Annotated in this window: 24 protein-coding genes and 2 pseudogenes; 12 read left to right on the top strand and 14 right to left on the bottom strand. The window is 67.8% G+C overall.

What is annotated here, in order from left to right:
* Position 1: 1 nt before the first annotated feature.
* On the bottom strand, positions 2 to 250 hold the full coding sequence (locus ACYQ5L_RS08480; protein ID WP_459956842.1) for a hypothetical protein: 249 nt from the start codon (positions 248 to 250) through the stop codon (positions 2 to 4).
* Here ACYQ5L_RS08480 and ACYQ5L_RS08475 point away from each other — a divergent pair, their 5' ends adjacent.
* Positions 251 to 826, top strand: coding sequence for a DUF3558 family protein (locus ACYQ5L_RS08475; RefSeq protein ID WP_459963361.1), 576 nt, complete (start codon positions 251 to 253; stop codon positions 824 to 826).
* 121 nt (positions 827 to 947) lie between these two features.
* Here ACYQ5L_RS08475 and ACYQ5L_RS08470 read toward each other — a convergent pair whose 3' ends face one another.
* The 4 genes and pseudogenes from ACYQ5L_RS08470 to ACYQ5L_RS08455 all read right to left on the bottom strand — a co-directional run.
* On the bottom strand, positions 948 to 1,433 hold the full coding sequence (locus ACYQ5L_RS08470; RefSeq protein WP_459956841.1) for a TSUP family transporter: 486 nt from the start codon (positions 1,431 to 1,433) through the stop codon (positions 948 to 950).
* A 249-nt stretch (positions 1,434 to 1,682) separates the two neighbouring features.
* Positions 1,683 to 1,898: a hypothetical protein gene (locus ACYQ5L_RS08465; protein ID WP_459956840.1), complete on the bottom strand. Its 216-nt coding sequence runs from the start codon at positions 1,896 to 1,898 to the stop codon at positions 1,683 to 1,685.
* Positions 1,899 to 2,153: 255 nt separating this feature from the next.
* On the bottom strand, positions 2,154 to 2,453 hold the full coding sequence (locus ACYQ5L_RS08460) for a recombinase family protein (protein WP_459963360.1): 300 nt from the start codon (positions 2,451 to 2,453) through the stop codon (positions 2,154 to 2,156).
* Between the two features lie 96 nt (positions 2,454 to 2,549).
* Positions 2,550 to 3,509, bottom strand: a pseudogene (locus ACYQ5L_RS08455) (DUF4158 domain-containing protein); the annotation flags it as partial.
* A gap of 314 nt (positions 3,510 to 3,823) precedes the next feature.
* Between ACYQ5L_RS08455 and ACYQ5L_RS08450 the strand changes: the two are divergent.
* Complete coding sequence (locus ACYQ5L_RS08450; protein ID WP_459956839.1) at positions 3,824 to 5,077, top strand: cytochrome P450 family protein; 1,254 nt, start codon at positions 3,824 to 3,826, stop codon at positions 5,075 to 5,077.
* Positions 5,078 to 5,561: 484 nt separating this feature from the next.
* On the top strand, positions 5,562 to 7,325 hold the full coding sequence (locus ACYQ5L_RS08445) for an acyl-CoA dehydrogenase family protein (protein WP_459956838.1): 1,764 nt from the start codon (positions 5,562 to 5,564) through the stop codon (positions 7,323 to 7,325).
* Positions 7,326 to 7,485: 160 nt separating this feature from the next.
* Here the strand turns inward: ACYQ5L_RS08445 and ACYQ5L_RS08440 are convergent, their stop codons facing one another.
* Positions 7,486 to 7,656, bottom strand: a complete 171-nt coding sequence (locus ACYQ5L_RS08440) for a hypothetical protein (RefSeq protein ID WP_459956837.1) — start codon at positions 7,654 to 7,656, stop codon at positions 7,486 to 7,488.
* A gap of 84 nt (positions 7,657 to 7,740) precedes the next feature.
* Positions 7,741 to 8,529, bottom strand: a complete 789-nt coding sequence (locus ACYQ5L_RS08435; protein ID WP_459956836.1) for a hypothetical protein — start codon at positions 8,527 to 8,529, stop codon at positions 7,741 to 7,743.
* An 81-nt stretch (positions 8,530 to 8,610) separates the two neighbouring features.
* Between ACYQ5L_RS08435 and ACYQ5L_RS08430 the strand changes: the two genes are divergently transcribed.
* The 3 genes from ACYQ5L_RS08430 (at position 8,611) to ACYQ5L_RS08420 (ending at position 12,781) form a co-directional block, all read left to right on the top strand.
* Positions 8,611 to 9,806 (top strand): IS3 family transposase gene (locus ACYQ5L_RS08430; protein WP_459963359.1). Its coding sequence is split into 2 segments (ribosomal slippage): positions 8,611 to 8,884 and positions 8,884 to 9,806, totalling 1,197 coding nucleotides; the frame shifts between segments, so codons are not numbered across the junction.
* Between the two features lie 480 nt (positions 9,807 to 10,286).
* Positions 10,287 to 11,522, top strand: coding sequence for an MFS transporter (locus tag ACYQ5L_RS08425; protein ID WP_459956835.1), 1,236 nt, complete (start codon positions 10,287 to 10,289; stop codon positions 11,520 to 11,522).
* Positions 11,519 to 12,781 carry an amidohydrolase gene (locus ACYQ5L_RS08420; protein ID WP_459956834.1) on the top strand — a complete coding sequence of 421 codons (1,263 nt, stop codon included), beginning with the start codon at positions 11,519 to 11,521 and terminating at the stop codon, positions 12,779 to 12,781. The genes ACYQ5L_RS08425 and ACYQ5L_RS08420 overlap by 4 nt, the downstream gene beginning before the upstream one ends.
* Here ACYQ5L_RS08420 and ACYQ5L_RS08415 read toward each other — a convergent pair.
* Positions 12,778 to 13,878, bottom strand: a complete 1,101-nt coding sequence (locus ACYQ5L_RS08415; protein WP_459956833.1) for an Lrp/AsnC family transcriptional regulator — start codon at positions 13,876 to 13,878, stop codon at positions 12,778 to 12,780. The genes ACYQ5L_RS08420 and ACYQ5L_RS08415 overlap by 4 nt on opposite strands.
* 273 nt (positions 13,879 to 14,151) lie before the next feature.
* Between ACYQ5L_RS08415 and ACYQ5L_RS08410 the strand changes: the two genes are divergently transcribed.
* On the top strand, positions 14,152 to 15,357 hold the full coding sequence (locus tag ACYQ5L_RS08410; RefSeq protein WP_459963358.1) for a glycoside hydrolase family 76 protein: 1,206 nt from the start codon (positions 14,152 to 14,154) through the stop codon (positions 15,355 to 15,357).
* A gap of 21 nt (positions 15,358 to 15,378) precedes the next feature.
* Here the strand turns inward: ACYQ5L_RS08410 and ACYQ5L_RS08405 are convergent.
* Both ACYQ5L_RS08405 and ACYQ5L_RS08400 read right to left on the bottom strand, forming a co-directional pair.
* A pseudogene (locus tag ACYQ5L_RS08405) lies at positions 15,379 to 16,326 on the bottom strand (RNA polymerase sigma factor); the annotation flags it as partial.
* Between the two features lie 190 nt (positions 16,327 to 16,516).
* Positions 16,517 to 18,298: an ABC transporter ATP-binding protein gene (locus ACYQ5L_RS08400; protein WP_459956832.1), complete on the bottom strand. Its 1,782-nt coding sequence runs from the start codon at positions 18,296 to 18,298 to the stop codon at positions 16,517 to 16,519.
* A 53-nt stretch (positions 18,299 to 18,351) separates the two neighbouring features.
* Here ACYQ5L_RS08400 and ACYQ5L_RS08395 point away from each other — a divergent pair, with 53 nt between their 5' ends.
* Entirely contained in the window at positions 18,352 to 18,918 is a 567-nt protein-coding gene (locus tag ACYQ5L_RS08395) for a TetR/AcrR family transcriptional regulator (RefSeq protein ID WP_459956831.1), read from the top strand.
* On the opposite strand, the gene ACYQ5L_RS08390 is transcribed toward ACYQ5L_RS08395, so the two are convergent.
* The 4 genes from ACYQ5L_RS08390 to ACYQ5L_RS08375 all read right to left on the bottom strand — a co-directional run bounded on the left by ACYQ5L_RS08390 (position 18,905) and on the right by ACYQ5L_RS08375 (position 22,523).
* Positions 18,905 to 19,570 (bottom strand): MspA family porin, encoded by a 666-nt coding sequence (locus tag ACYQ5L_RS08390; protein WP_459956830.1) that lies wholly within the window; start codon positions 19,568 to 19,570, stop codon positions 18,905 to 18,907. The genes ACYQ5L_RS08395 and ACYQ5L_RS08390 overlap by 14 nt on opposite strands.
* A 59-nt stretch (positions 19,571 to 19,629) precedes the next feature.
* On the bottom strand, positions 19,630 to 20,298 hold the full coding sequence (locus tag ACYQ5L_RS08385; RefSeq protein ID WP_459956829.1) for an MspA family porin: 669 nt from the start codon (positions 20,296 to 20,298) through the stop codon (positions 19,630 to 19,632).
* 399 nt (positions 20,299 to 20,697) lie between these two features.
* Positions 20,698 to 21,765 (bottom strand): sensor histidine kinase, encoded by a 1,068-nt coding sequence (locus ACYQ5L_RS08380; RefSeq protein ID WP_459956828.1) that lies wholly within the window; start codon positions 21,763 to 21,765, stop codon positions 20,698 to 20,700.
* On the bottom strand, positions 21,762 to 22,523 hold the full coding sequence (locus tag ACYQ5L_RS08375; RefSeq protein ID WP_459956827.1) for a response regulator: 762 nt from the start codon (positions 22,521 to 22,523) through the stop codon (positions 21,762 to 21,764). Before ACYQ5L_RS08375 ends, ACYQ5L_RS08380 begins: the two co-directional genes overlap by 4 nt.
* Positions 22,524 to 22,733: 210 nt before the next feature.
* Between ACYQ5L_RS08375 and ACYQ5L_RS08370 the strand changes: the two genes are divergently transcribed.
* The 4 genes from ACYQ5L_RS08370 (at position 22,734) to ACYQ5L_RS08355 (ending at position 26,379) form a co-directional block, all read left to right on the top strand.
* Entirely contained in the window at positions 22,734 to 23,567 is an 834-nt protein-coding gene (locus ACYQ5L_RS08370) for a carbonic anhydrase (RefSeq protein WP_459956826.1), read from the top strand.
* A gap of 53 nt (positions 23,568 to 23,620) precedes the next feature.
* Complete coding sequence (locus tag ACYQ5L_RS08365; protein ID WP_459956825.1) at positions 23,621 to 24,199, top strand: TetR/AcrR family transcriptional regulator; 579 nt, start codon at positions 23,621 to 23,623, stop codon at positions 24,197 to 24,199.
* 100 nt (positions 24,200 to 24,299) lie between these two features.
* Positions 24,300 to 25,154: an NAD(P)-dependent oxidoreductase gene (locus tag ACYQ5L_RS08360; protein WP_459956824.1), complete on the top strand. Its 855-nt coding sequence runs from the start codon at positions 24,300 to 24,302 to the stop codon at positions 25,152 to 25,154.
* 10 nt (positions 25,155 to 25,164) lie between these two features.
* Positions 25,165 to 26,379 carry an MFS transporter gene (locus ACYQ5L_RS08355; protein ID WP_459956823.1) on the top strand — a complete coding sequence of 405 codons (1,215 nt, stop codon included), beginning with the start codon at positions 25,165 to 25,167 and terminating at the stop codon, positions 26,377 to 26,379.
* Positions 26,380 to 26,393 lie beyond the last annotated feature (14 nt).

The raw sequence follows: 26,393 nt of genomic DNA, 5'->3' as shown, positions 1-26,393 counted from the left end.
CCTAGTATGCCTCCGGCAGCGAGGTCACGGCCGGACTGACGTGCATCATCACCTTCGACGACCCGGTGCCAGCAGGCCCCGCCATGCCTGCCACCGGGCCCATGTCCCGCGTGGCGCTGATCTCTCTCACGATCAACGCACCGATCGCCGGAACCGGCGCGACCACCACATCCTTGGCCGACCGGTTCACCCCGACCAGCGGTGACAGCGCGCCGGCGCCGCTGACCGGAGTCGGCGACGACGCGATCACCTGCGCGAGGACCTTAGGTCGGGCGTCGAATCGATCACCGCCGTTCTCGCCCGAGATCTTCCAGCAACGCTGCCGCAGAACACATTCGACGAATTCACGCGGTTCACATCGCCCACCACCGGCGCGCCCACAACCGCTCCGACTGTGTCGGTCTGGGATCCGTGTGTCCTCCCTGAATCCGCCATCGCCGATGCCGGACTGGATCCGGCAACCGAGAACCGTTACGCCACCGCAGATCACGAACGCAGCTGTTCCTGGCGCGGCGACTGGTACTCGGTCTCGATCGTGTCCAGGGCCGCTGCGTTCGACAGCGCCTTCTACGACCCTGAGCAGTACACGAACCCCGAGCCGGTCACCGTGAACGGCCGCCGCGCCGTGCTGCTGCACTGGGCCAGCGGCAGCGAGCACTTCTGCGACCTCGCCCTCGACGCCCCACAAGCCGTCAACGGCAACGGTCGCACAGTCGGTGTGATCCTGCTCGAGGCGACGACGAACGAGATCGGCCGCCGACATGCGCTCTGCGCCGAGCTCACCCGGCTGGCAAGCCCGCTCGTCCCGCATTTACCCGGCCGATAGGTGCGAGTCTCTGGCTCTGAGCGCGCAGCGCGGTTTCGGCGCGAATCTCGGCGCGGTGGGCATGTCGGCGTCGTCGATCGGCGTGAATTTCGGCATGATGCCTCCGCCCAAATCGGCGCGATCAACATCTGCCCACCGGCACGGGGCGGGCGTCCAGTTGTTCGCGAATGCGGGCGTCGGTCACCGCCAACTGATGACGCCAGACCTTGACCGCGGAGATCAGGAGCAGGACGGCGAGAGCCGGGATCAGCGCGAAACCGGGCACGATTCCGAGCAGCAGCCCGCCGAGCACAGTGCCGACGATCGAACCCGCCGCCATCGTGAACACGAAGCGCGTGTTGGCGCGCACGACCTGGGAGCTTTGGTCGCGGCTGTAGCGGGCGAACGCGACCAGCATGGTCGGCAGCGACACCAGAAGCGACGGGCTGCCAGCGATTTTGATGTCCACCGCGAACAACAGCACGATCGTCGGAATCAGCTGCGGGCCGTCGTCAGTTACGAGATGTCGACCGTCGACGACGCTGCGACTAAAGAACTCCGGGAAACTCTCAGTGCCAACAACGAACGAGTGCGCAACCTGGACACCTGCAAGCCCAGTCTTGTTCAAGGCCAGTTGTTTCCGCGATGGAATTGCTGACCTCGGATCTCTCTTCATCCGCAGAACCGCAAATGGGCTCGCCAGCCGAACCCACATCCACAGACGCGACGAGCGCCAACAAGAACTGGAAATGCGCAATCACCGATCGGCCCCATTCCCCAGCGCAGAGGACCGGGGACCGATTCGTTAGTCAAGTGGCGTCGTCGTAGACCGCTCGAGCTGGGAGCTCGGGCAGTTCCGGCAGCGTCCAGGGTGCGACTAGCTTCGGGACTGCGTGGACCGTCGTGGCACGCGATCCTCGACGGCGGCACGACCTTCGGGGGTGAGCGGCCACTCGAATTGCGCGTCGATCCACCAGCGGGTCTGCCCGATATCCCTTACGTAGTCCCAGTTGCTGAACGCGCGCAGCACCACGGCGGCGGCTGGGGCGAGCACCTCTGCCTCGATCTTCTCCACCATCGACACCGGCCACACCAGACGGGGGGTACCGGTAGTAATCGTGAAGAGAACAACGTCAATCGCTTGACCAGCAGTGATGGCGCGTTGCCGGTTCCGGATTGATGGAGGGCTACGTCCGCGGTGCGGGTCCACTGATGATGCGGTGAATGGTGGAGCGGCCGACGCTGTATTCCTCGGCGAAGTCGGCAAGGCTCGCATCGTCGTCCGGGTCGCGGTAGCGGCGGTGGATCGTTTTCCGTTCTGCCAGTGGAAGTTTCGGCTGTTTGCCCTTCAGTCGGCCTTCGCGCGGGCCTTGGCCATGCCTTCACGGGCGCGCAGATGGCCTAGGTTGGCCTCGAATTCGGCGACCATCGCGAGGGTTTGCAGGATCAGCTTGCCGAACGGGTCGGCCCAGTCGTAGACCTGGCTGCCGAGCCCAAACAGCACGTCGCGCTCGCGCAGGCCGGTGAGGATTTCGCCGACCTCGGCCATGTTGCGGGCGAACCGGTCGAACTTCGTTGTGGCCAGCACGACTTGGCGGTTCGTGACCGCGGCAGCTGCGGAGGTGGCCGCGGTGAGCGCGTTGTCCAGGCCGGTGCGATTCTTGCGCGTGGTGCCGGAGAACCCTTTGTCGATGAAGATCGGCTGGCGTGGGACTCCGAGGGCCAGCAGTTACTCGGTCTGGATTTCGACCAGTTGGGCGAGCATCCGGTTCTCAGCGGCGCTGAGCTTCGCCGACAGCGACTGGTCGAACAATGCCACCACCTCATCGAGCACATCGGCGGCCGATTGCGCCAGCATCGTCAACAAGATCGGATACCGGCGCTCCGGATCCCGCCGCTCCAGCGCCTGACCGGTCAGACAGCGACCGAGCGTCGCCAGAAACCGGCGGCGCTCGGCCGGAAGCACCGACAGATCCAGAGTGTCCGCCCCCAGGCCACGCACAAACCCCAGCCTCTCGACCTCGTTGCGCACCGCAGCCGCCGACGCCTCCACCGGGCTGGTCGACAACCACCGCAACCTCGACAGCCGGACCGACGCATCGGTGACCAGCAGCCCGTCCAACTCCGCACACCGCGCAGGAGTCAACTCGTGGGCGAGCCGGTCATATGTCTCGCGTTGTGCCTGTTCACGGGCATGCACCACGCGACGAACGACAGTGTCGGGGCTGGGCCGGATCACCCGCACCGAGAGCAAGTATTCACATCCCGGCCGGAACAACAGCGTCGGCGAATCATGCTCCATCGCCCGCGCCAACAGGAACTCGTCCAGCTACTTCAGCTCCATCGCGCTCGCCGACCACCAGCCCAGATACTGCGCCACCAACCGCAGATGCTCGGTACGCGTCTGCGCCCGCTTCCCGTACGAACGGATCAGCGACGCATCGACATTCAGCTGTTCGGCCAGACGAGCTACCGCCACCGGCGGCGCGGCGGCCACCTTGTCCGGAACGAACCCCAACCACGGCAGCACACACAGCGCCACCGACATGCCCAGCTGCTCGGCCGGGCCACGGCCGCGGCCCGGAGTGAGGAACGCGATATCGGCCGGGGTAAGCGTGAAGTACCGAAACAACACCTCGCGGCTGATATCCGGAAACCCTCGCAGACGCGCCAACTCCTCGTCCGCGAACACCTGAATCGCCACGAAACCCGACCTCCAGCACACCGACCAACCTCATCCGCAGCCAGGCCAAGCACCAATCGCCATGCACCGCAGCACGAACCGCAAGCCCGACATCGACGCCGGTCAAGCCATTGACGTTGTTTTTCGCACGGTTACTACCGGAAACCCCCACCAGCTCGTTCATCTCCAACGGCCACGACAGTCTGCCGGTGTACCTCGGGTCCTGAGCCCCACGGCCTCCGATGTGCACGCCGATCTCTTCCCGACCTACAACATCGGAGGTCTGGGTTATATTTTGCCGCAACCACTTTCACGGCATACACGAGGAGAGTCACGTGGATCTGCAGCACGCGCATCAGGGTGCACCCCTCGGCGCGAGGCCGCCCCAAAACGCGCGAGTTCCGATCTACAGTCCCGAATTCGCCGCTGACCCGCACGGCCACTACCAGCGGATGCGCAGCGAGTACAGATCGCTGGTACCCGTCGAGATGTGGCCGGGAGTACCCGCGACGCTGGTCATCAACTACGCGACCGCGGTGCGAATCCTCAACGACCCCAGCCATTTCCCGGCAGACCCGCGACAGTGGCAAAAGACCGTGCCCGCCGACATCCCCATCATGCCCATGCTCGAGTACCGGCCCAACGCCCTGCGCACCAGCGGACACGAGCACGCGCGGTACCGCCAAGTTGTGTCGGATGCTCTGCTCGGCGTCGACCTGTACACGGTGCGGTCCACCATCGAACGCTGCGCGGCCCCCATCATCAACGAATTCGCCCCCAAAGGCCACGCCGACATCCTCAGCCAATACGCCCTGCCGATGGTCTTCACGGTCTTCTGCGAAACCTTGGGCTGCCCACCCGATATCGGCGAGCGGGTCGCGGCCGCTCAAGCCGCCATGTTCGACGGGGTGGACACCGCGACGGTCAACGCCCAAATGGGTGCGGCCCTGCTCGATCTGACTGCGCTCAAACGCGCCCACCCGGGCGAGGACGTCACCACACGACTGGTCCAGCACAGTGCCGCGCTGACCGACGAGGAGATGATCCATCAACTGGTGTTGCTCTTCGCCGGCGGCATCGAACCTTCGGTGAACCTCATCGCCAACACCCTGCTGCTGCTTCTGACCGACAGCCGCTTCCTCAGCGCCACCGACGAACTGCCCCTCTCGACCGGCACCGCCATCGACGAGCGGCTGGCGACAGACCCGCCCATGGCCAACTTCTGCATCACCTACCCCCCGCGACCGGTGGTGGTCGACGGCGAATGGCTGCCCCCGCACGAGCCTGTCATCATCAGCATGACCGCCTGCAACACCGACCCCGCACTGACCAGCGGCGTGGGCATCAGCGTCGACAACGGATGGAACCTCGCCTTTAGCTCAGGCGAACACGCCTGCCCCGCGCACGTCCGCCCCTACGTGCGGGTGCTCGCGCAGGAGGTAATCGACCAGCTGTTCGACTACCTGCCCGACCTCACCCTCGCGGTCCCGCAACAGGACCTGGTGTGGCGGCCCGGCGGATTCCACCGCGCGCTGACCGCGTTGCCCGTGACCTTTCCGCCTCCGCGCCACCGCTTTCCCACGCCGTAACCTCGCCCCATACCAGCACCGCCCCGAGAATAAGGCCCGGTCGGACAATATAGCCCTGGCACACCCTCGGCATACACTGTGCAGGATCCTCACGCACACCCACACAAATTGTGTAACACTACAATTCGTGACTTGCGGACCGAACTCGACAAGGCGGCAGCGCATCACGGGCGTAAATGCGACCGTGATCGCACAGCGGCCTCTCGTTTCGGGCCTGCTCATGCGACCCGATCACCCTGCCCACCACCGCGATTCGGTCGCGCGCGGCGTCCCGGCTCTCGTGGCCGGATGTCGAGTGAAGGTGAGTGGTGCGTCGAACTTCTGATAGGTAATCGCCCGGCTCTTTGTTCCGGTCCCGTCGCGGTGTCCGCGTAACCACGTGGCACCCGTCGGACCTCGACGCGTCCAGGCACGGCGATGGCCTCCTATGCCCACGGCGGACCTCTTTGCCGGTAGGGCCGATCACATGAGTAGGAGATGGATCATGCAACAGCACCAGGACCACAGCTCATTGGCCGGTGTTCTCCGCCACGGCAGCCTCGAGTTCGACCAGCATTTACAGAAGATCCTGATCAACCCGGCCTACGCCGTCACCGAGACCCACAGCCAGCAACAACGCCGCCAGAACGCCTACGACCAGCTGGGCAACCTGCTCGCCGAAGTCGGCAGCACCCGCGACATCGCCACCGACCTGCCCCGGCTGTTCGCAGTGTTCGACTGGTCGGCGGTGCTTGCCACAGACCTGGTGCCGCTGATTTCCGGGCACTACAACCTGGCCTCCGGCAGCCTGTCCACCCTCACCGATTCCGAGTCGGCCGCACCGTATCTGGACGACCTCGACGACGGCTCCAGCATCGGGGTCATGCTGCTGACCGAATACGGATGCGGCTCCAACATCCAGTACATGCAGACCCGCGCGACCTGGAACGGCGACGGATTCACCATCGACACCCCGAACCCGCGGGCCCGCAAATTCATGCCCAGCCTCGGAATCCCCGTGGCACGGGTCTGCGTGGTCGGCGCCCGCCTGATCGACGCCGCGGGCATCGATCAGGGGGTGCACCTGTTCGCGGCCCGGCTACGCGGCCCCGACGGTGCACCCGCGCCCGGCGTGACGATCACACAACTCGACCATCAACCGCTGGTCATCATGGACAACTCCGTCATCAGCTTCGACAACCTCGAACTCGACCGCAGCGCCTGGTTGAGCAACGACCTCGCCACCATCGACGACCACGGCGTATTGACCTGGCGCGACGAGGACAGCCGACGAAGGGGGTTCGCCTCGGCGACCAGCCAGCTCACGGTCGGGCGGCTCGCGCTCGCCTCCGCCCTCAACTCCACCGCCCGCGCCTCGCTCTACATCGCACTGCGCTACGCCGCCAAACGAGTGGTGCCACTGACCCGCTCGGACACTCCGTTCATGACTGAGCTGCCCCACGTGCGCGACACCCTGCTCACCGACCTGGCCGGCACCATCGCCCGCACCCTCTACGGCAACTCGGTGAAAACACTGCTCGCGGGCAGCGACCTCACCAGCCACGACACCGTCGTAGCGGTGATGCTGGCCAAGCACTACATCCAGCTGCACGCCCTGGACACGGTGACCCACTGCCGCATTCGGATGGGCGCGCAAGGAATGTTCAGCGCCAACCGCGTCGCCGACTACCTCGGAGTCTGCCACGGCGGGATCACCGGCGAAGGCGACTGCCACGTCCTGGGCTCCTACGCCGGACGCGTCTTGGCCAAACACCTCGCCGGCAAACAGCCACCCGAAGGCCGGGACCACGACCCCGCCGACCTGGACGACCAGCTGAACCTGTTCACCGCACGCACCCTGACGATCGTCGACGAAACCCAGCAATACCTGACGACACCCGGACTCCCCGGCCGCCTGGCAGTCATCCCCGAAGCGCTCGCCCTCGCCGAGGCCTACTCCGCCGAAGCAGCCCTGCAGGTCCTGAACCGGTACACCGATCACCCCGAGATAGCCGCCGTGCGTGAGGTATTCGCATTGGCCTACCTCGACCAGCACATGACGTGGTACCTCACCCACGGCCTGCTCGACCTCGCCGCGGTGAACGCCACCAAGCAGCACCTGCACCGCGCCATCGACACCCTCGCCCAGCACCTACCCGCCCTGCTCGACGCCTTCGGCTTCGACGATGAAACACTCGCCGCGCCCGTGCTTTCCGAGGATCTGCCCGCCGCCTGGGACGCCCGCTGCCACGATCCGCAACGAGGCTGAATCCCACCGCCACCGGACAACCCGGCCCCTGTGCCCTGTCCGGTGGCGTCTCAGCTGTACGTACCCCCGTTGTCGCAGTTTGCCGGGCGGCACGCCGTATTTGTCGCGGCAGGCACCGCTCTCACGAAGCTGTATGCGAGCGAGCGTCGTGGCTAGTGCGTCACTTCACGGGATGACGAGGGTATGCCGGATCGTCGAGACCCGGATGCCCGGTGTCGGAGGCCGCCACCGGATCCGGCTCGTCGGAATACCCGAGAACGTGAATCTGCGCGATGAGCAACAGCGGGCCGTCGGTGCCGGTGCGCATGAGCGCGCCCGAACAATTGGTCACCACCAGCCACCGCCGTGGCGGCGCAATCGCACTCCCTCCACCGAGCCGGACTCGGTGTCGCCCTTGAACAGCGGCTCGGCGGTGTCACGAGGAGTGCTCAAGACCTTCAAGGCGCCCTTTGATCGACACGGCGAAATTCCCCCAGTTGTGGGCGAAGTGGTTGGCGAGCTCGGCGACGATGGGCAAGCAATGCGCCGGAAGGCTCTCAGCCACGGCCTTCCAGGTCACGGGATCTGCCGGCGCCCCGTCCATAGTTCGGAGCAGAACCCGACCAAGCTCGGTTAGTCGTAACGACGGATCCGAGCGCAGTCGCTGGATCAGGGTATCGGGTGCCACTGCCGGCAGTGTTCCCTCGATTCTGATCACACGGGTCTTCTCGGCCGGCACCATATCTCGCTCTTTGCACGTGGGTCCGGAACCTGCGTCCCGTACGCCTCGAAGAACGTTCTTGGCCGTTGTGAGTGAAACTCCCGCAATCGAAGCGACCTCGCGGGCCGATGCTGCAGGATTGGCTTGAACGAGCTCCAGTGCCCATTGTCGGCCCTCACCCTTTCGCGCTGCCGGGTATGCCACACCATCCCGACCGATTCGTTGGTCGGGATGGTGCGGAAGTTCCGCACCTGCCCTTCGTCGAATCGCCGCGATCGTCTTATCGGAAAGATTCACGACCTCAGCCAGTCTGCGGTCCGACCACTCCGGGTAGTCAGAGAGTATCCGCAGTGCAGCAGCCTTCTTGTCGGACAGCGACAGTGGTAGCCCGTGAGCGCTGTTCAATCGCACTGACAGCAGGAAGGCTTGAGATTCGTCGCCGTCGAAGTAGACCGCATCAATGACAGTTGCACCACTGGATTGTGCAGCCCGTACCCTGTGCACTCCGTCAATGACGGGACTGCCCCCGGTTCGGTTGATTCCTGATCTGTGCGGACTTGCTCCTCGCTGAGAGCGATGTCCACCATGCCGAAGCCGTATCCGGAGGAGTTCCGCCGCGATGTCGTCGCGGTCGCCCGCAAGGGCAACGCACCGATCAAGCAGGTCGCCAAGGATTTCGGGATCTCCGAAGCGTGCCTGCACAACTGGCTCAAACAAGCCGACGTCGAGGACGGGAACAAGCCCGGCCTGACACGGGAAGAGTCCGCGGAGCTGCGTGAGCTGCGTAAACGCACCAAGCAGCTGGAACAGGAGAACGAGATCCTGCGCCGGGCCGCAGCGTTCTTCGCCCGCGAACTGCCCCCAAAATGAGGTTCCCGCTGGTCCTCGAACTGGCCGCCGACGGATTTCCTGTCGCGGTGATCCGCCGGGTGCTCGGATTCACTCCACAGGCGTTCTACAAGTGGAAGAAAACCCCTGTCTCGCAGCGCGATTGGGACGATGCCCACCTGATCGACGCAGCTCTCGACATCCATGCCGACGACCCCGCGTTCGGCTACCGCTTCATCGCCGACGAGCTCGGCGACCGCGGCATCCATGCGGGTGAGAATCGGGTGCAGCGCCTGTGCTCGCAGCAACGGATCTGGTCGGTGTTCGCCCGCAAACGCGGCCTCAGCAGACGCGCGGGTCCACCCGTCCATGACGATCTCGTCGCTCGCGAGTTCACCGCAGCAACCCCAAATCGGTTGTGGCTCACGGACATCACTGAACACCGAACCGGAGAAGGGAAGCTCTATCTTTGCGCGATCAAGGACTGCTTTTCCAACCGGATCGTCGGCTATTCGATCGACGAGCGCATGACCGCCGCCCTGGCGGTCGCGGCGCTGCGCAACGCAGTCGCGATTCGTTCACCGGTCGGCACCGTGGTCCACTCCGACAGAGGCAGTCAATTTCGATCTCGCCGATTCGTGCATGCGTTGTCGGCCAACGGATTACGAGGATCGATGGGGCGAGTCGGAGCGTGTGGTGACAACGCCGCGATGGAGTCGTTCTTCGCGCTGTTGCAACGTAACGTCCTCGACCGCCGGCACTGGTCGACCCGCGAGGAGCTGCGCCTGGCCATCGTCATCTGGATCGAACGGACCTACCACCGCCGTCGACGGCAACGCCGCCTCGGCCGCCTGACACCGATCGAATTTGAGACAATCAATCAGCCCGCACACTCGCGGCCTGAACCACCACACCCCGCGAGTCAACCGAACTCGGGGCAGTCCCATCCATAGCTGCGCCTTCCGATGGCGGACGGGAACCACTAGTATTCGATTTGGTCGAGCGAATTCGATCTACTCGAACACTCCGTTGCAGCACAGATGCCGTGGTCAGGGGTTCAAGTCCCCCCTCGCGCACGACGTTTCACATCTCGGCGGCCAATGCCGCCGAGCACCGGATTCGTCCGGTTCCCCTGGCGACCGTCCGCCGGAATCACATCGTCGTAACTATCCAGCAAACGCCACAGTGCATTCGCGCACCGGGCGTGCGCAATCGGCGCGGCCGCCACGATCAGGCCCGCGAATGGCGGTCTCGATGCCCGGGGCGGGTTGCCGTGCCGCTGCGATGACAATCGGCGTCTGCGGCGCTCCTGTGCAGGATTTCTGCGTTTCCGGCGGCAGCATGAGGAATCTTCGGCAAGTTGACCGGCCTTGCGGGTATCGCGGTCAGGGTGGCGGTCATCGAGGTTCGCTGAGGAAAGGGTTCGACAGTCGATGCTGCGCACCACCCGGACGACTGTCGTGCTGCTGTTCGCGGCGTGGGTCGTCGATTACATCGACCGTGCGGTCATCAATTTCGCATTGCCTTATATCGGCGACGATCTGGGGCTCGACCATACGCAGCAGGGGATGCTGGTGTCGGCGTTCTTTCTCGCCTATGCGGGGATGCAGGTGCCGGGTGGGCTGCTCGCGGATCGATTCGGGGCGTTGACCATCGCGGTCGCCGGGATGGCGGCCTGGTCGGTGTTCACGGGGCTGACGGCGCTGGCGTGGTCGTTCACGGCGCTGCTGGCATTGCGGTTCCTGTTCGGCCTGGTGCAGGGCGTGTTTCCGGCGGCGGCGCTCAAGGCGCTGGCCGAGCGCAGTCGGCCCGAACAGCGCACCACGGCCGGCGGCTGGGTCAATTCCTCGAATGCGGTGGGCATTCTGCTGGCTTCGGCGATCGCCGGGGCGCTGCTGCCGGCGGTGGGCTGGCGGGTGATGTTCGCGGTGATCTCGGTGCTCGGCCTCGCGGTGATCCTGGCGTGGCGGCGGTGGATGCCCGAACCGATTGCGCAGCAGGATATTCCGTCGGGCGATACGGTGGATGCGGCGGCGCGCCGGGCGGTGCTGCGCTCGCCCGCACTGCTGGGCCACGCGCTGATGTTCTTCGGGTACGGGGTGCTGGTGTGGGGCGTGACCGCGTGGACGCCGACCTATCTGCACGAGGTACGCGGCATCGAGATGAGTTCGATCGCAGTGGCTTCCATGCCGGGCACGGTGGCGGCGGCGGTCGGCGTGGTCACCGGAGCGCGGCTGTCGGACCGGCTGGGCGGACGGCCGCGCCTGATCGTGGTGCCCGCCATGACCGTGGTCGCGGGGGCGTTGTTCCTGCTGCCCCGGGTGGATTCGTTCGCAGTGTTCATGACGCTGTCCGCGGTGCTGGGCTTCGTGGCATCGCTGTGTTATATGCCCGCGTTCGCGATTCCCTTGCGCGCCTTGCCCAGTGCGTTCATGGGCGTCGCGGCGGGCGTGATCGTTCTCGGCAGCCAGCTGGCCGGGGTGCTCAGTCCGCTGCTCTTCGGCGTGATCACCGATCACGTCTCCTATACGACCGCGTTCGAGGTGATGGCCGTCGGCCCCGTACTGGCCATCCTCGCCGCGGCGCTCGTACCGCAGTCCGCCGAAGCCTTCCGGATCGCGGTGTCCGCACACAAGTCCCCGATCGTCACGAAGGAGCCAACGGTATGAATCCCGATCCCGCCTCGAACGCGGCGGCGCCCACCCCCGCGGCGCTCCCGCTCGATCCGCACTGGCTGTCGGTGTACCGGCAGTTGCACGCGCACCCCGAACTGTCCGGCCGGGAATTCGACACCGCCCGCCTGGTGGCCGAGGAACTGCGCGCCATGCCGGGCTGGGAGGTGACCGAGGGCGTGGGCGGCACCGGCGTGGTCGGCGTGCTGCACGCGGGCCCGGGGCCGGTGATCTGGTTGCGCGCCGATATGGACGGGCTGCCGGTGGACGAGCAGACCGATCTGGAGTACGCCTCACGCAATTCCGGAGTCATGCACGCCTGCGGTCACGACGTCCACGTCACCGCTCTGCTCGCCGCCTGTGCCCGGCTGGCCGCGGACACCGCCCTCCCCGGCACGGTGGTGGCGGTCTTCCAGCCCGCCGAGGAGACCGGCGCGGGTGCGCGCGGCATGCTCGACGACGGTCTGCTGGAACGGTTTCCCACACCGCGCATCGTGCTCGGCCAGCATGTGGGGCCCATGCCCGCGGGTATGGCGGTCACCAAGGCCGGTCCGCTCATGGCGGCCTCGGACTCGATTCGCGTGCTGCTCACCGGTTCCGGCGGGCACGGCTCCATGCCCCATGCCGCGGTCAATCCGCTCGTCATGGCGGCTTCACTGGTGCTGCGGTTGCAAACCCTTGCCGCACAGGAGTCTTCGGTTGCGGCCAATCCGATCCTCACACCCGGTTCGCTGCACGCCGGCACGCGCCCGAACATCATCGCCGAAACCGCGGAGCTGCTGCTGACGCTGCGCACGTTCTCGTCCGGAACACGGCGGCGCATGCTGGATGCCATCGAGCGGATCACCGTCGCCGAGGCCGCTGCGGCGGGAGCGCCGGTGGATCCGAAAATCGATGTGTACGACAGCTTCCCGGTCACCGTCAATACCGCCGGGGACACCGAGCGGGTCATGGCGGAGCTGAACGCGGGCGGGGTGCCGACCATGCCGCTGGCCAATCCGTTCAATGGCAGTGAGGATTTCGGCCTGTTCGGCACGGCGGCGGGTTGCCCCTCGGTGTTCTGGCACATCGGCGGCGTGGATCCGGCGCGGTTCACGCCGGAGGACATCGAGCTCATGCTGACCGAGCACACCCTCCCGCCGCGCTTCCCGGCCAACCACTCCCCGCGCTTCGCACCCGACCCGGACCGGGCGCTGCCGCCCGCCGCCACCGCCCTGGTGACGGCCGCCCGCGCGGAACTCGGTGTGGGCCACTAGGTTCGGATCGGTCGCGGCCGGTGACCCGCACCGGTCGCGACCGCGGCGCGCAGCCGGTCGACGAGTGCGGTCTCATCGGCCGCCGCGGTCTCGCCGTGCCATTCACCGAGCGGCACCCCGCCGAGATGGCGGCCGGCCGGGTCGAGCAGATGCCCGCCGATCTTCATGACCCACAGCGTGATGGCCCGATCGGCGATCTCCAGCTCGGGCACGAGGTCCTGCAACCGCATCTCGAACTCGCTCACCTCGGCCATGGCCCGCAGCCATACGGTGAAGACCAGATTGCGCGGCCCGGTGAGCGAGCAGCACATCCGGGTCTCCCGCAATCCGGCTATGCGGGAACCGATCTCGGGGATTCGCGGCAACGGCGCCGCACCCCAGAAGGTCACCGTCAACGGCCAGCCCGAGGCGAAGCGCGCCACCTCGCAGCGGTAGGCGATGGCGTGATCGGCCTCCAGCCGGGCGAGCCGCCGATGCACCGTGGCCGGACTCGTGCCGAGACGTTCGGCCAGCGCGGTCACCGATTGCCGGCAATCCTCGGCGAGCGCCGTCACCAGGCTCAGATCCTCGGCGCGAATGGAGCCGAAACCCGGTGTGCGGCGCGGTACGCCCAGCTGGTCGGCGTAGGACCGGCTCGCTCGATCCAGCCGCCAGCGGCTGGCCTCGACGAACTGATTGGTCGCCAGCTGCGACCGGGTCGCCACCACCCCGTCCAGTCCGCCCAGCCGGAAGCCGATGTACCGCGCCGCCGACTCCTGACTGAAGAACACCGCCGTCACCAGCAGGTCCCGCGCACCGGTGGCGTGTTCGAGGGTGAGCACATTCGAATCCAGCGCCAGTTCGCCCGAGACCTCGTGCACCCGGCCCGGCGCACAGTCCACCTCGATGTGCGCGACCAGCGGCGGGACCCCGTCGATGGCGAGCGGATAGCACGTGAGCCAGGCCAGCCCCTGCTCGACCAGCCGCGACCACCGCCGCGACGCCGTCGATCCGTCGATGCCGAGCACCCGGCCGAGCTGCTGCCATTGCGCCCGCGGCGCGACCTGCAGGGCGGTGACCAATCGGAAGTCCAGCTCATCCAATCCAGTCGACTCCACCAACGCATCCCTTCCAGCACGCCCCCGCGAATCGTAAGCGACCGCTCAGCCGCCCGCCGCGCACCTCGCGGTTCACCCGGTGGGGCCCGCGCGGCTCTTTCCTCCCGGTCGACGAGCTGATGCAATGACCTGACACCGTCGAGATCGGCGGCTCCGCCAGATGTTCTTGTGGCGAACGGGAGCAGTTCAGTGTTCGGCCATCGCGGCACGCGATCCTGGGGGCGGGGGGTTCCCGCTGCGGTGATCGCTGATCAGGTCGAGGAGTCCGAGGGGATGGATCGCCGGGACAGGGAGATCAGCCGGCGGAGTGTGCTGCGGGCGGCCGGGGCCGCGGTCGCGCTGACCGCGCTGGCGCAGCCGACGCGGGCGGGGACGATCGCACGGCAGTGGGCCGCCGGTCCGGAGGATTCCCGGGTGCGGGCGGAGTTGGCGGAGCGGGCGGTGGTGCAGCGGCATGTGCGGGCGCTGTGGGGTCATCCGGGGCTGCGGCTGGGAACGTTGGTGTGGCCGGCGACCTTGATGCAGCAGTCGTTCGTGCGGTGGTGCTACTGGTGGCAGGCCCATCTCTTGGACTGTGCGGTGGATGCCGCGCAGCGGGCGCGCACGCCCGAGCGGATCGATCGGGTGGTGGCGCTGGCGCGCGGGATCCGGGCGCGGAACCTCACCGGGTGGACGAACCGGTACTACGACGATATGGGGTGGCTGGCGATCACGCTGGAACGGGCCGATCGGCTGCTCGGCGTGCGGTTCGGCGGTGCCGTCGGGGATCTGCGGGAAGCCCTGCTGGACGGCTGGAATCCGGCTGTCGGCGCGGTACCCTGGCGGGCCGGGGACCAGTACTACAACACCCCGGCCATCGGCCCGACCGGAATCGCGCTGGCGCGGCTGGGCGAACTCTCGCGAGCCGGACAACTTGCCGATTTCCTGCACAATCGGTTGCGCGACAACGACACTGGCTTGATTCTCGACGGGGTACACGAGCCCGGCGGGCGGGTGGATCGGACCGTTCTCACCTACTGCCAGGGCGTGGCCATCGGGCTGGATACCGAACTGGCAATGCGCACAGGGCAATCCAGCTATCGCGACCGGGCCGCGGCGCTGGTGGCCGCGACCGGCGAGCGACTCACGGACGCGGGGGTGATCGCCGCGGCGGGCGGGGACGACTCCGGGCTGTTCATGGGCATTCTCGCCCGATATCTCGCCGAAGCCGCTGTGGCCCTGGGCGATTCCACCGCCGCGGGCATAGTGCACGCCTCCGCGCGCGCGGCCTGGCGGAACCGCGCCGAGGTGGACGGCCTGCCGCTGTTCGGCGCGGACTGGCGCCGCCGGGTCGAAGTGCCGGACCGCCCGGGAACCCTGCTCCGGCTGCCGGATTCGTCCACCGCCTGGTCGGCGAACCTGAGCCGTGACCTGTCCGTCCAGGTGAGCGGGTGGATGCTCCTCGAAGCCGACCACCGGGTCACCGCCGCGGGACACTGAGCCCGCCGGGAGCGGGGCGGGTCAGTCGAGGTAGCCCTGCAGCGCCTGCGAGCGGGACGGATGGCGCAGCTTCGACATGGTTTTGGACTCGATCTGGCGGATCCGCTCCCGGGTGACGCCGTAGACCTTGCCGATGTCGTCCAGGGTGCGGCACTGGCCGTCGCTCAGGCCGAAACGCATGCGCACGATGCCGGCCTCGCGCTCGGTGAGCGAATCGAGCACCCGGTCCAGCTGGTCCTGCAGCAGGACGAAGGCCACCGCGTCGACCGCGACGACCGCCTCGGAATCCTCGATGAGATCGCCGAATTGGCTCTCGCTCGCGTCGCCGATCGTGCGATCCAGCGAGATCGGCTCACGCGCGAGCTGCCGGATCTCCAGCACCTTCGCGGGCGTGATGTCCAGTTCCTCGGCCAGTTCCTCGGGGGTGGGCTCGCGGCCCAGTTCCTGCAGCAGGTCCCGCTGCACGCGCCCGAGCTTGTTGATGATCTCCACCATGTGCACCGGGATCCGGATGGTGCGGGCCTGATCGGCCATGGCGCGGGTGATCGCCTGCCGGATCCACCACGTGGCATAGGTCGAGAACTTGAATCCCTTGCTGTAGTCGAATTTCTCGACCGCGCGGACGAGACCCAGATTGCCTTCCTGGATCAGGTCGAGAAAGGGCATGCCGCGCCCGGTGTAGCGCTTGGCGATCGACACCACCAGGCGCAGATTCGCCTCCAGCAGATGATCCCTGGCCTTGACGCCGTCCCGGGCGAGCCAGGCCAGGTCGCGCCGGCGCCCGGCGGAAATGCCGGCCGTCGCCGCGACTTCCTCGCGCAGCTTCTCCGCCGCGTAGAGCCCGACCTCGATCCGGATCGCCAGATCCACCTCTTGCGCCGCGGACAGCAGCGGAACGCGGCCGATCTGTTTCAGATAGGCCCGCGTCGAATCCCCGCCGGCGGCCAGCTCGGCGGCCTTCCGCTGCTGATCCGATGACCGATGACCGGTCGTATCGCTTGCGGTAATTGCCACATTCGCCCTCTCCGGAGCTTTGGGCGGCATCGCGACGAGAACACGACCCGAGAGGCCCGATGGTCTTCGGCTGTCACCGAAGCCACTGGCCAGTGTACCTGGCCTGCGACAACGGGCGGCCGTCCCGCCGCGTCGGCCAGCGCGTTCACATGCGGGAGGGCACGGCGTGATCGGTTTCCTCCGCGGACGAGATCCGCAGGGCCCGAACCAATTGCCGGTACAGCTCGTCGGTGGCGAGCAGTTCCTCGTGGGTGCCGGTGGCGCGGATGCGGCCCGCTTCCATGACGACAATGGTGTCCGCGTCGATCACCGTGGACAGCCGGTGGGCGACGGTGACCACGGCCGCGTGGGCGGCGCGGCGGCGGATGCAGTCGTGGATGGCGGCCTCGGTGAGGCCGTCGAGCTGGGCGGTCGCCTCGTCGAGGAGCAGCACGTCGGGGGTGCGGAGGATGGCGCGGGCCAGGGCGATTCGCTGCCGCTGGCCGCCGGAGATCGCGGTCGAGCTCAGCGGGGTGTCCAGGCCGTTCTCCAGGGCGTCGACCTTATCGGTCAGTCGCACCTCCGCGAGCACGCGGCGCAGGTCCTCCTCGGTGGCGTCGGGGCGCGAGAGCAGGAGGTTCTCGCGAATCGTGCCGGGCACCAAGGGGGTGTCCTGTTCCACGTAGGCCAGGCGGGACCGCACTTCGTCATGGGTGAGCTCGCGGTACGGGCGGCCGTCGAGAAGTAGTTCACCCGTTCGGGTTTCGAGGAACCGCAGGATCAGTGAGAGCGTCGTGGTCTTGCCCGCGCCCGACGGTCCGACGATCGCCGTATGACCGCGGCGCGCGACGGACAGGTCGACATTGTGCAGGGCGGGTTCGGCATTCGGGCCGAATGCCGCTGTCACGCCGCGCAATTCGAGCACCGGATGGTCGGTGCCCGGGCGGGCGGCAGTTGAGCCCTCAGCGACGGCGTCGGCTTCCAGCTCCAGCGCGTCCATATCGCGAATGCGCCCGGCGGCGGCGACACCGGCCTGCAGGGTCGTCAGGTGCTGGCTCAGCATGGTGATCGGATCCAGCAGGCCGATGGCATAGAGCAGGAATGCGATGAGCGTGGAGACCTGCAGCAGGCCCTCGCTCACGCGCCAGGCGCCGATGCCCAGGATCAGCAGGATCGCCAGCTGGACGCCGCTCATGCCGACGCTCCACGCGATCGCCTCGCGGCGGACCGCGCGAATGCCGTGGCCGGCCGATTCGCGGGCGTCGTGCAGGATCCGCTCGGTCTGGCTGTTCTCGGCGCGGCTCGCCTTGACCGTCCGGATGGCCCCGAGCGCGCCCTCGAGCATGCCGCCGAGTCGGCCCACATGCTCCTGGGCCTGCTCCTGCGCCTTGGCGATGCCCGGCATGAGCGTCGCGAACAGCACGACGCACACCAGCACCGCGGCGACCGTGACGCCGAGCAGGACCGGATCCAGCACGGCCATCAGGATCAGCGTGCCGATCAGCATGATCGCGCCGTTGATCAGGCCGATCACACTGGAGGAGACCGCCTCGCGCAGCAACACCGTATCGGAGGTGACCCGGGTGACCAGCTCGCCGACCGGGCGGCTGGTCACGGCCGGCAGGGTGGCGCGGAAGAACCTGCGCACCATGGATTCCCGGGCTTCCAGCACCACCCGCTCGCCCAGCGAGCCGAGCAGGATCCACTCCCACGCCTGGACCACTACGCCGACCAGGAACAGTCCCAGCAGGACGAGGATCGGGTAGAGCAGCGAGGTGGAGGTCCCCAGGGAGTCGAGCACCCATTTGGTGACCATCGGCGTCGCCAGCCCCATGGCCGAGACGGCCAGCGCCAGCACCATCCCGAGGCCGATCGTGCGCAGGTGCGGGCGGGCGAAGGACCACAGCACGCGCAGCCGAGGCAAACGATTGGTTTTCGGAACACTCATTCCTGAATTGGAACATCCTGTTCCAGTTTGGTCAAAGGATTATCGTATGACCTATGAGTGAGACCATCGCGGAGTCCGGCACCCGGGCGCGCACCCGGCGAGCCATCCTGGACGCCGCGGTCGCCGTGCTCTCCCGCGAACCCGGCGCGTCCATGGCGGCGATCGCGAGCCGGGCCGGCGTCGGCCGCACCACCATGCACCGCTACTTCCCCGAGCGGTCCGACCTCATCGCGGCCCTCGGCGCCGATGCCATCGAGAAGGTCAATGCGGCGGTGGCGCGCGCCCGGCTGCAGGACGGTCCGGTCCTGGATGCACTGGATCGGCTGTGCCAGGAGTACTTCGAATTCGGCGACCTGTTCATGCTGTCCTACGCCGAGCCGCAACTGCTGTCCGGTCCCGAATGGGAACAGCACACCCCGGAGGAACGCGAATTCCTGGAGTTGATCGAACGCGGCCGGGCCGAGGGCGTCATCGACGCACGGCTCGGCCCGGCCTGGGTTCAGCAGGTGCTGTGGGCCCTGCTGTTCGCCGCGTGGGAGCACATCAAGGAGGGAACAGCCAGGCACGAGGCGCTGAGCCTGTGCCTGCTGACCTTCCGCAAAGCCGTCAGCCGATGCTGAACGGCTGACCCCACAGCGTCACAACGGAATTGACATTGGTGGTCTCGACCTTCACCTTGACGAAGGCGCGGGCCTGGGCGTAGCCGGCGCAGCCGGTGACGCCGACGGTGGAGTCGGCCCAGGTGACGCTGCCGTTGGCGCCCTTGAACTTGTTGCGGGTGGAATGCGTTTCCTCGCCGAAGTCGTCGGCCTCCTCCAGATCGAGCAGGTACATGGCCTCGGCCTGACCCGGGCCCAGCGAGAGGGTGGCGCCGCCCTTGCCGCCGACCGAGGGCTTCTTGCCCTCCCAGTCGCTCTCGCCGCTGACGCCGCCGGTGACGCCGCCGCCGCCGATATTGACCTGACAGGCCACCACGTAGCCGGGATAGATCTTGCCGCCCTTGGCATTCGGGCCGGACACCTCGACCTGCGCGCTGCCCGACACCCACGCGTTGCGGTGCACCGGGGTCGCGCCCATGGACGGATTGATATTCGCGGACTCGCCGACCAGGCGGACGGTCACCACGGTGCCGTCGGTCAGGGTGCGGGTGATCTCGCCGCCCGGCAGCGGCACGAAGGTATCGGCATTGGCCGCCCCGGCGGAGCACAGGCCCAGGGCCACGGTGGCAGCGGCGGCGCAGGCCAGGCGCGCCGCGTTCTCACGGTTGATCATCGAGCTTCCCTCTGGGATCGAAAAAGCTTGAGCAAGGGTTGATATGGCAATGGACCGGGTCAGCCGATGCTGAACGGCATCCCGTAGAGGGAGGTCTTGGAGTAGTGGTCGCCGATGATCTCGACCACGGTGTACGAGCGCGCCTGGGCATAGCCGGCGCAGCCCTGGATCTCGAGTTCGACGTCCTGGTACTCGACCGAGTAGACCCCCGCCTTCAGGATGTCCTTGCCCTCGACGCCCACGAAGGCGACTTCGCCCGGTCCGAGTGACAGGCCGATGGAGCCGCTGGCACTGAAGCCGGTGGTGGTGATTCCGCCGCCCACACCCGCGGCGATCGCCTCGTCGCCGATGCTGATCTGACAGCCGACGAGGTAGCCGGTGGTCATGCGCGAGGACCCGTGAGTGGAGGAGTTATTGGTGCCGGGAGCGTTCGCCGCACCGTTCCAGGGCCCCGGCTTGCCCTCCGGCGTCTGGGTGACATCGGCGGTCACGATGCCCGAAAGCCAGGCCACGCGCCCGGCGCCATTGGCGGCCAGCGACGGAGAGATCTTCGCGCTCTCCTGCGTGCGGGTGATCGTCACACCCGGGCCGACCCGCTGTCCGTCCGGCAGGGGCACGAAAGTATCCGCGTTCGCCGCGCCGGTGGAGAACAGGCCCATGGCCACCGCGGCCGCCGCGCCGAGTCCGGCAACCCGCGCCGCGCGACCGGTGTCGCGAAAGTTGTTCATTTTTACCCTCATCATGTTGCTGCGTTGCGGCGTCGGGCGCCGCGAAATGTGTTGCGGTTCCGCCCGATACAACGGTGGAAATCCGGCAACCGGACGAAGCGTAGGTATCCGCCGCGCGCGATCGATACCCGCCGAAAGTCAGGAGCACACCCCCCTTTCGGCTGGAATATTCACAGCCGGGCGGGGGGATTTCCCCGCGGCGCGCACAAGAACCCGGTAGAACGCACAAGGGCGGCGAATGCCCGCGGAGAGGGGAACAAATCCGCGGGCTTTCGCCGCCTATCGCGCCCGGTGGTCAAGCGCAGGCACCAGTTTTCCGAACCGAGATGCCCGCGGGAACCCGCCGAGTGGCTGAATGTTCCCGGTCCCCTGGGGGATTCGGCACGCCATGAGAGGGAATCAGCTGTGATCGAGCCGCAATTCGACGCGGAAGCCGCCGTCCGCGGTGGGGCCCGCGCTCAGCTGCCCGTGCAGCAGTTCCGCGCGTTCGGACAGGCCGAGCAGGCCGTATCCCGCGCCGGGCAGGGGAATCGCGACCCGGGTGGGTGCGGTATTGGTGATCGTCACACCGAAATGGTCGGCGCCGGACCACAATCGGACGCTGGCGGTGGCGCCCGGAGCGTGCTTGCGCACATTGGTCAGCGCTTCCTGGACCGTGCGGTACACGGCCCGCTGCGCGGCGCCGGTGATCTCCGCGGGCAGCGCGCCCTCGAGCTCGACCGTGATCGCGCTGCCGTCGATCAGGGTGCGCAGATCCGCCAGGGTCGGCTGCGGGGTCAGCTCGGTGCCGCGACCGCCGGCCGCGCGCAGCAGCGTCACCAGGTGGCGCAGCTCGTCGAGGGTATCGACGCTCAGTTTGCGAATCGTATTGGCGGCCTCGCGAATACCGGTATCGGGCGCCGCGACCATGAGGGCTCCGGCGCGCACCGCGATCAGGCTGACCTGATGGGACACCACATCGTGCATCTCCCGGCCGATCTGGGCGCGTTCGCGCGCCAGCACCGCCTGGGCGTGCAGATGCCGTTCGTGATCGCGCACCTCCTCGATCTCGACCAGCCGCCGGGCCAGTTCGTCACGGGTGCGCACCAGCCGGCCGAACAGCACCGGCGCGGCCGCCAAGGCCGTCAGGTACACCAGGCCGATCAGTGCGTCGGCGCGTCCGCCGTTCTCCACGATCGGCGGGTCCGAGGCGGTCGCCAGCACTACCTCCGCCATCACGCACGCGACGAGCGGCCACCGGCGGCGGGTGTGCACGGCCAGGGTGTACAAGGCGACCGCCGGCGCGACCACGATGCCGGTCAGATAGGTGGCCGGCAGCGTGGCCAGGAAGGCCGGCAATGGCCAGCGGCGCCGGAACACCAGTGCGGCACAGGCGATCAGCGCCGCCGCGATACCGTCGGATTCGAGCCACAGGCTGCCGTACCAGGCATCGCCCAGCGCGAGCAGCACCACCGCCGCATCGATCACCGGCCACCGCAACTGTTCTCGAATGATCCGTGGTCCTTCCAGAGCAGCCCGGCTCGCTGCGCCACCAGCGCGGCCTGTACGCGGCTGTTGACGCGCAGCTTGGTCAGTATCGCGCTGACATGATCCTTGACCGTGCCCACGCTGACGAAGATCCGCTGCCCGATCTCGGCATTGGACAGCCCTTCGGCCAAGAGCACCAGCACATCCCGCTCGCGCTCGGTCAGGGCGTCGATCCGCGCCACCTCGACATCACTGGCCGCCATCCGCCCGAGCTCGGTATCCCCGTGCAACAGCGTCACCGCCGCCTTCGGCGACATCACCACTCCCCCGGCGTGCAGGGTGCGCACCGATTGCGCCAGCTGCTCGGGCTCGGTGTCCTTCAACAGGAATCCGGCCGCGCCACTGCGCAATGCCGTGACGATGTACTCATCGGTGTCGAAGGTCGTCAGCATCGCCACCACGGGCGGTTCCGGCAGCTCCCGCAGCCGCCGCAGCACGGTGAGCCCATCGACATCGGGCATCCGGATATCCAGCAGCACCACATCCGGGCGCACCGACCCGATCAACTCCACGGCCGCGCCACCCGAACTCGTCCCCACCACGTCGATCCCGTCCGCGGCATCCAGAATCAGCTCGAACCCCGTCCGCACCAACGCCTCGTCATCCACGACGGCCACCCGGATCCCGCACTGCCCCGCGCCGCCCCGCGCCCGCGGATCCGGCAGCGCCGGGGCCTTCGCCGCACTCTCGTCGTTCATCGGACGAGCGTAGAGAATCCACCGAGCACCGGGCCATCCGCCAGAAGTCGGACACTCCGGACGGCGGTCGCCGATCCACGCGGCGCTCACCACGTGGATCGGTGCCCCGGTGTGACGCGCCTCGCACTCCGGGACCCTGGTGCGCCGTCCGGCACAGGCATAGCCTGAATCGGCGATACCACGAAATCCCTTGTACTAATTGGACATTCGGTGCAATCTGATCAAGAGGCATATTCTGGTGAGGCGGAGCGGGCGGGGCGTCCGCTCGGACGCCGGCAGATCCTGGCGGGCCTGGCCCTGCTGGCGATAACCGGCTGCGCCGGCCCTTCCCGCAAACCCACGGCCGCCACCGCGGAGGCTGCCCCGCACTGGGATTACGAGGCGGAGGGGCCCGAGCACTGGGCCGAGCTGGACAGCCGATATCTGACGTGCGGGACCGGGCACGCGCAGTCGCCGGTCGACCTGTCCAGCCACACTCAGCTGCATCCGGACGATCACATCACCATCGAGTACGGCGTCGTGCCCGCTTTCGGCATCCTGCACGACGGGCACACGCTGCTGGTGCGCCCGGCCGCGGCCGATTCGAGCCGGATCCTGCTGGGCGACCGGACCTTCCAGCTCACGCAGTTCCATTTCCACATGCCCAGCGAGCACACCGTGGACGGGGTGAACTCCACCATGGAGCTGCACCTGGTGCATCGCGACGACAGCGGCGGCCTGGCCGTGCTCGGCATCCTCATGCAGGAGACGGCGGGCGCCTCCGGATTCGACCCGCTGCTCGCCACCGTGCCGCAGCGGCCGGGCGAGTCGGTGCTGACCGGGCCGATCGATCTGCGCACGCTCTTGCCCGCGGACCTCGGCCAATTCCGCTACGAGGGCTCGCTGACAACTCCGCCGTGCAGCGAAGGCGTTTCGTGGACGGTGCTGCGCAATCCGGTACCGGTCTCCCGCGAGGTCGCCGACCGTTATCACGCCCTCTTCCCGCACTCCAACCGCCCGACCCAGCCGCTCAACGGCCGCACCGTCATCATCGCGGGCGGCTAGCGGCGACCTCCCGGTTTTGTAACGTTCGTTAAAATACGTGTTAGAGTGCTGCCATGCCTCGCCCCAAAGCCTTCGATCCGGATCGTGTCGTGGATGCCGCGATGACGGCGTTCTGGAACAAGGGGTATGCGGCGACCTCCGCCCAGGATCTGGTGGATACCACCGGTCTGGGCCGGGGCAGCCTCTACAACGCCTTCAGCGGGAAGCACCAGTTGTTCCTGGAATGCCTGCGACGATACGAAAGCGAATGGGCGACAACCCAGGTCGAGGTGCTCCGGGGTGGCGGTCCGGTCCGGGATCGCGTGCGCGCGGTGCTGATGACGGTGGTCGACGAGGAAACCGGGGCGGTGCCCGCGAATCGCGGCTGCCTGGCGGTGAATGCGGCCATCGAGCTCGGCGGCAGTGACGCCGAGGCGACGGCGCTGGTGCGGCACACCTTCAACCGGATGCAGGATGCCTTTCAGGAGGCGCTCGAGCGGGCGCGCCGCGATGGCGAGATCGACGCGGATCGCAAGCCGGCGGCGCTGGCGGCCTATCTTCTCAATGCCATGTACGGATTGCGGGTGCTCGGCCGGACGGCGGACCGCGACACCTTGACCGACATTGTCGAGACCACCATGCGAATGCTGTAGCGGCAGCGAACCCCACTCTGCAACAAGACCTTTCGACCGGGCGGCTATGCGCTGCCCTCATATTGTAATGATCAGTCAAAATCAATGAGGAGCTGTCTTCATGACCGAACAGTCCCCGATCGCGACCGTGCTCGGCACCGGCATCATCGGTGCGCCGGTGGCGCGGAATCTGCGCACGGCATTCACCGTGCGCGCCTGGAATCGCACCCCGGCCGCGGCGGAGCCATTGGCGGCCGAGGGAATCGAGGTCGCACGGACGGCGGCGGAGGCGGTGGCGGGCGCGCACGTCGTGGTCACGGTGCTCACCGATGCGGCGGCGGTGCGGGAGGTGATGGAATCGGCCGCGCCCGCGCCGGGCACGGTGTGGATTCAACTGAGCACCGTCGGCGATGCCGACACCGCCGAGCTGGCCGGTTTCGCGGCCGAGCGCGGCCTGGTGTTCTACGACGCGCCCGTCCAGGGCACCAAGCAGCCCGCCGAACTGGGCCGCCTGGTGGTGCTGGCCGCGGGGCCGGAAAGGGAACGCGCCACCGCGACAGCCGTTTTCGATGCGATCGGCAGTCGCACGCTGTGGGTCGCGGCGGAGCCCGGCGCGGCGACCCGGCTCAAACTGGCCCTGAACAGCCTGGTCTTCGCGCTCACCCACGGCATCGCCGAAAGCCTGTCCCTGGCAGAGGCCTTGGGCGTGGATCCGAATCTGGTGGTGGAGGCGGTCACCGGCGGCCCGCTGGACAGCGGCTTCTTCCAGGCCAAAGCGCGTGCGGCTTTGACCGGCGAGCTCGCGGCGGCCTTCTCGATCGACAACGCGGTCAAGGACTCCCGGCTCATCACCGAGGCAGCGGAGCGGGCCGGGATCACCGTCGATGTCACGGCGGCCGGACTGGGCCGGTTCCAGCGCGCGGCCCGGGCCGGGCACGGCGCGGCCGATATGGCCGCCTCCTACCTGGCCCGCTAGGAGCGCACCGATGACGAGTCTCGACACCTCCGCCCGCGGCGGCGCACCGTCCCGGGCGAAGCCGCCCATCGGCACGCTGCTGGCCTTCACCACGGCCGGATTCCTGGCCATCGTCACCGAGACCATGCCCGCCGGGCTGCTGCCGAAAATCGCTGCGGGACTGCATATATCCGAATCCCGGGCCGGGCAGCTGGTCACCCTCTACGCGCTCGGCTCGGTGGCCGCGGCCATTCCGGTGATCACCGCCACCCGCGGCCTGCGCCGCCGCCCGCTGCTGCTGGCCGCCGTGACCGGTCTGCTGGTGTTCAATACCGTGACGGCGCTGTCGTCCAGCTATCCCTTCACGCTGGCGGCGCGATTCGCGGCGGGCATGTCGGCGGGCGTCATCTGGGGCCTGCTCGCCGGATACGCCCGCCGATTGGTGCCCGAGCACATTCAGGGCCGGGCCCTGGCCGTCGTCGGCGTCGGCCAGCCCATCGCCCTGACTCTCGGTGTGCCACTGGGCACGTGGCTCGGCTCCCTGCTGGACTGGCGCGCCGCGTTCTGGATCATGTCGGCCCTCGCCGCCGCCTTGCTGGTGTGGATCCGGGCCCTGGTGCCGGATCTACCGGGACAGGCCGCGGACGCCCGCCGGCCGCTGCGACAGGTGTTCGCCATTCCCGGCGTGCGCCCGGTCCTCGCGGTCGTGCTGTGCTGGATCCTGGCCCACAATGTCCTCTACACCTATGTGGCCCCGTTCCTCACGCATTCCGGCCTGGAGCAGCGCACCGATGTCGTACTGCTGATATTCGGCGCGGCCGCCATCACCGGCATCTGGATCACCGGCACCCTGGTGGACCGGCGGCTACGCACCACCACGCTGGTCTCCCTCGCCGTATTCGCCGCCGCGACAACGATCTTGGCCGCCGCCGGCGAATCACCCGCCTTCGTCGTCGCCGGCACCGTCGCCTGGGGACTGGCCTTCGGCGGAGCGCCCACCCTCCTGCAGACCGCCATCGCCGACGCCGCCGGCAGCGAGGCCGACGTGGCCCAGTCCATGCTGGTGACGGTCTTCAACCTGGCCGTCGCCGGAGGCGGTCTCCTCGGCGGATTCCTGTTGAACGCCATCGGAAGCCGATCGCTCCCCGCCGCGGCCGCGGTGACGGCGCTCATTGCCCTGGCGGTCGCCGCGGCCGCCGCCGCACACGGCTTCCGTCCCGGATCTCGCGGCGGCGCAGCGGAGTAGGGCTGCGCGCAGCG

This window comes from Nocardia sp. IFM 10818 (genome assembly GCF_054655275.1).
Note: the sequence above shows the minus strand (reverse complement) of the source record. Positions and strands in the feature narration are given on the sequence as shown.

What these genes read in the sequence shown, in the direction of transcription:
- ACYQ5L_RS08445 (WP_459956838.1), top strand. Translation starts at nt 5,562, where the DNA reads ATGCAACAGCACCAGGACCACAGCTCATTGGCCGGTGTTCTCCGCCAC.
- ACYQ5L_RS08425 (WP_459956835.1), top strand. Translation starts at nt 10,287, where the DNA reads ATGCTGCGCACCACCCGGACGACTGTCGTGCTGCTGTTCGCGGCGTGG.
- ACYQ5L_RS08420 (WP_459956834.1), top strand. Translation starts at nt 11,519, where the DNA reads ATGAATCCCGATCCCGCCTCGAACGCGGCGGCGCCCACCCCCGCGGCG.
- ACYQ5L_RS08410 (WP_459963358.1), top strand. Translation starts at nt 14,152, where the DNA reads ATGGATCGCCGGGACAGGGAGATCAGCCGGCGGAGTGTGCTGCGGGCG.
- ACYQ5L_RS08400 (WP_459956832.1), bottom strand. Translation starts at nt 18,298, where the DNA reads ATGAGTGTTCCGAAAACCAATCGTTTGCCTCGGCTGCGCGTGCTGTGG.
- ACYQ5L_RS08395 (WP_459956831.1), top strand. Translation starts at nt 18,352, where the DNA reads ATGAGTGAGACCATCGCGGAGTCCGGCACCCGGGCGCGCACCCGGCGA.
- ACYQ5L_RS08390 (WP_459956830.1), bottom strand. Translation starts at nt 19,570, where the DNA reads ATGATCAACCGTGAGAACGCGGCGCGCCTGGCCTGCGCCGCCGCTGCC.
- ACYQ5L_RS08385 (WP_459956829.1), bottom strand. Translation starts at nt 20,298, where the DNA reads ATGAACAACTTTCGCGACACCGGTCGCGCGGCGCGGGTTGCCGGACTC.
- ACYQ5L_RS08375 (WP_459956827.1), bottom strand. Translation starts at nt 22,523, where the DNA reads ATGAACGACGAGAGTGCGGCGAAGGCCCCGGCGCTGCCGGATCCGCGG.
- ACYQ5L_RS08365 (WP_459956825.1), top strand. Translation starts at nt 23,621, where the DNA reads ATGCCTCGCCCCAAAGCCTTCGATCCGGATCGTGTCGTGGATGCCGCG.
- ACYQ5L_RS08360 (WP_459956824.1), top strand. Translation starts at nt 24,300, where the DNA reads ATGACCGAACAGTCCCCGATCGCGACCGTGCTCGGCACCGGCATCATC.
- ACYQ5L_RS08355 (WP_459956823.1), top strand. Translation starts at nt 25,165, where the DNA reads ATGACGAGTCTCGACACCTCCGCCCGCGGCGGCGCACCGTCCCGGGCG.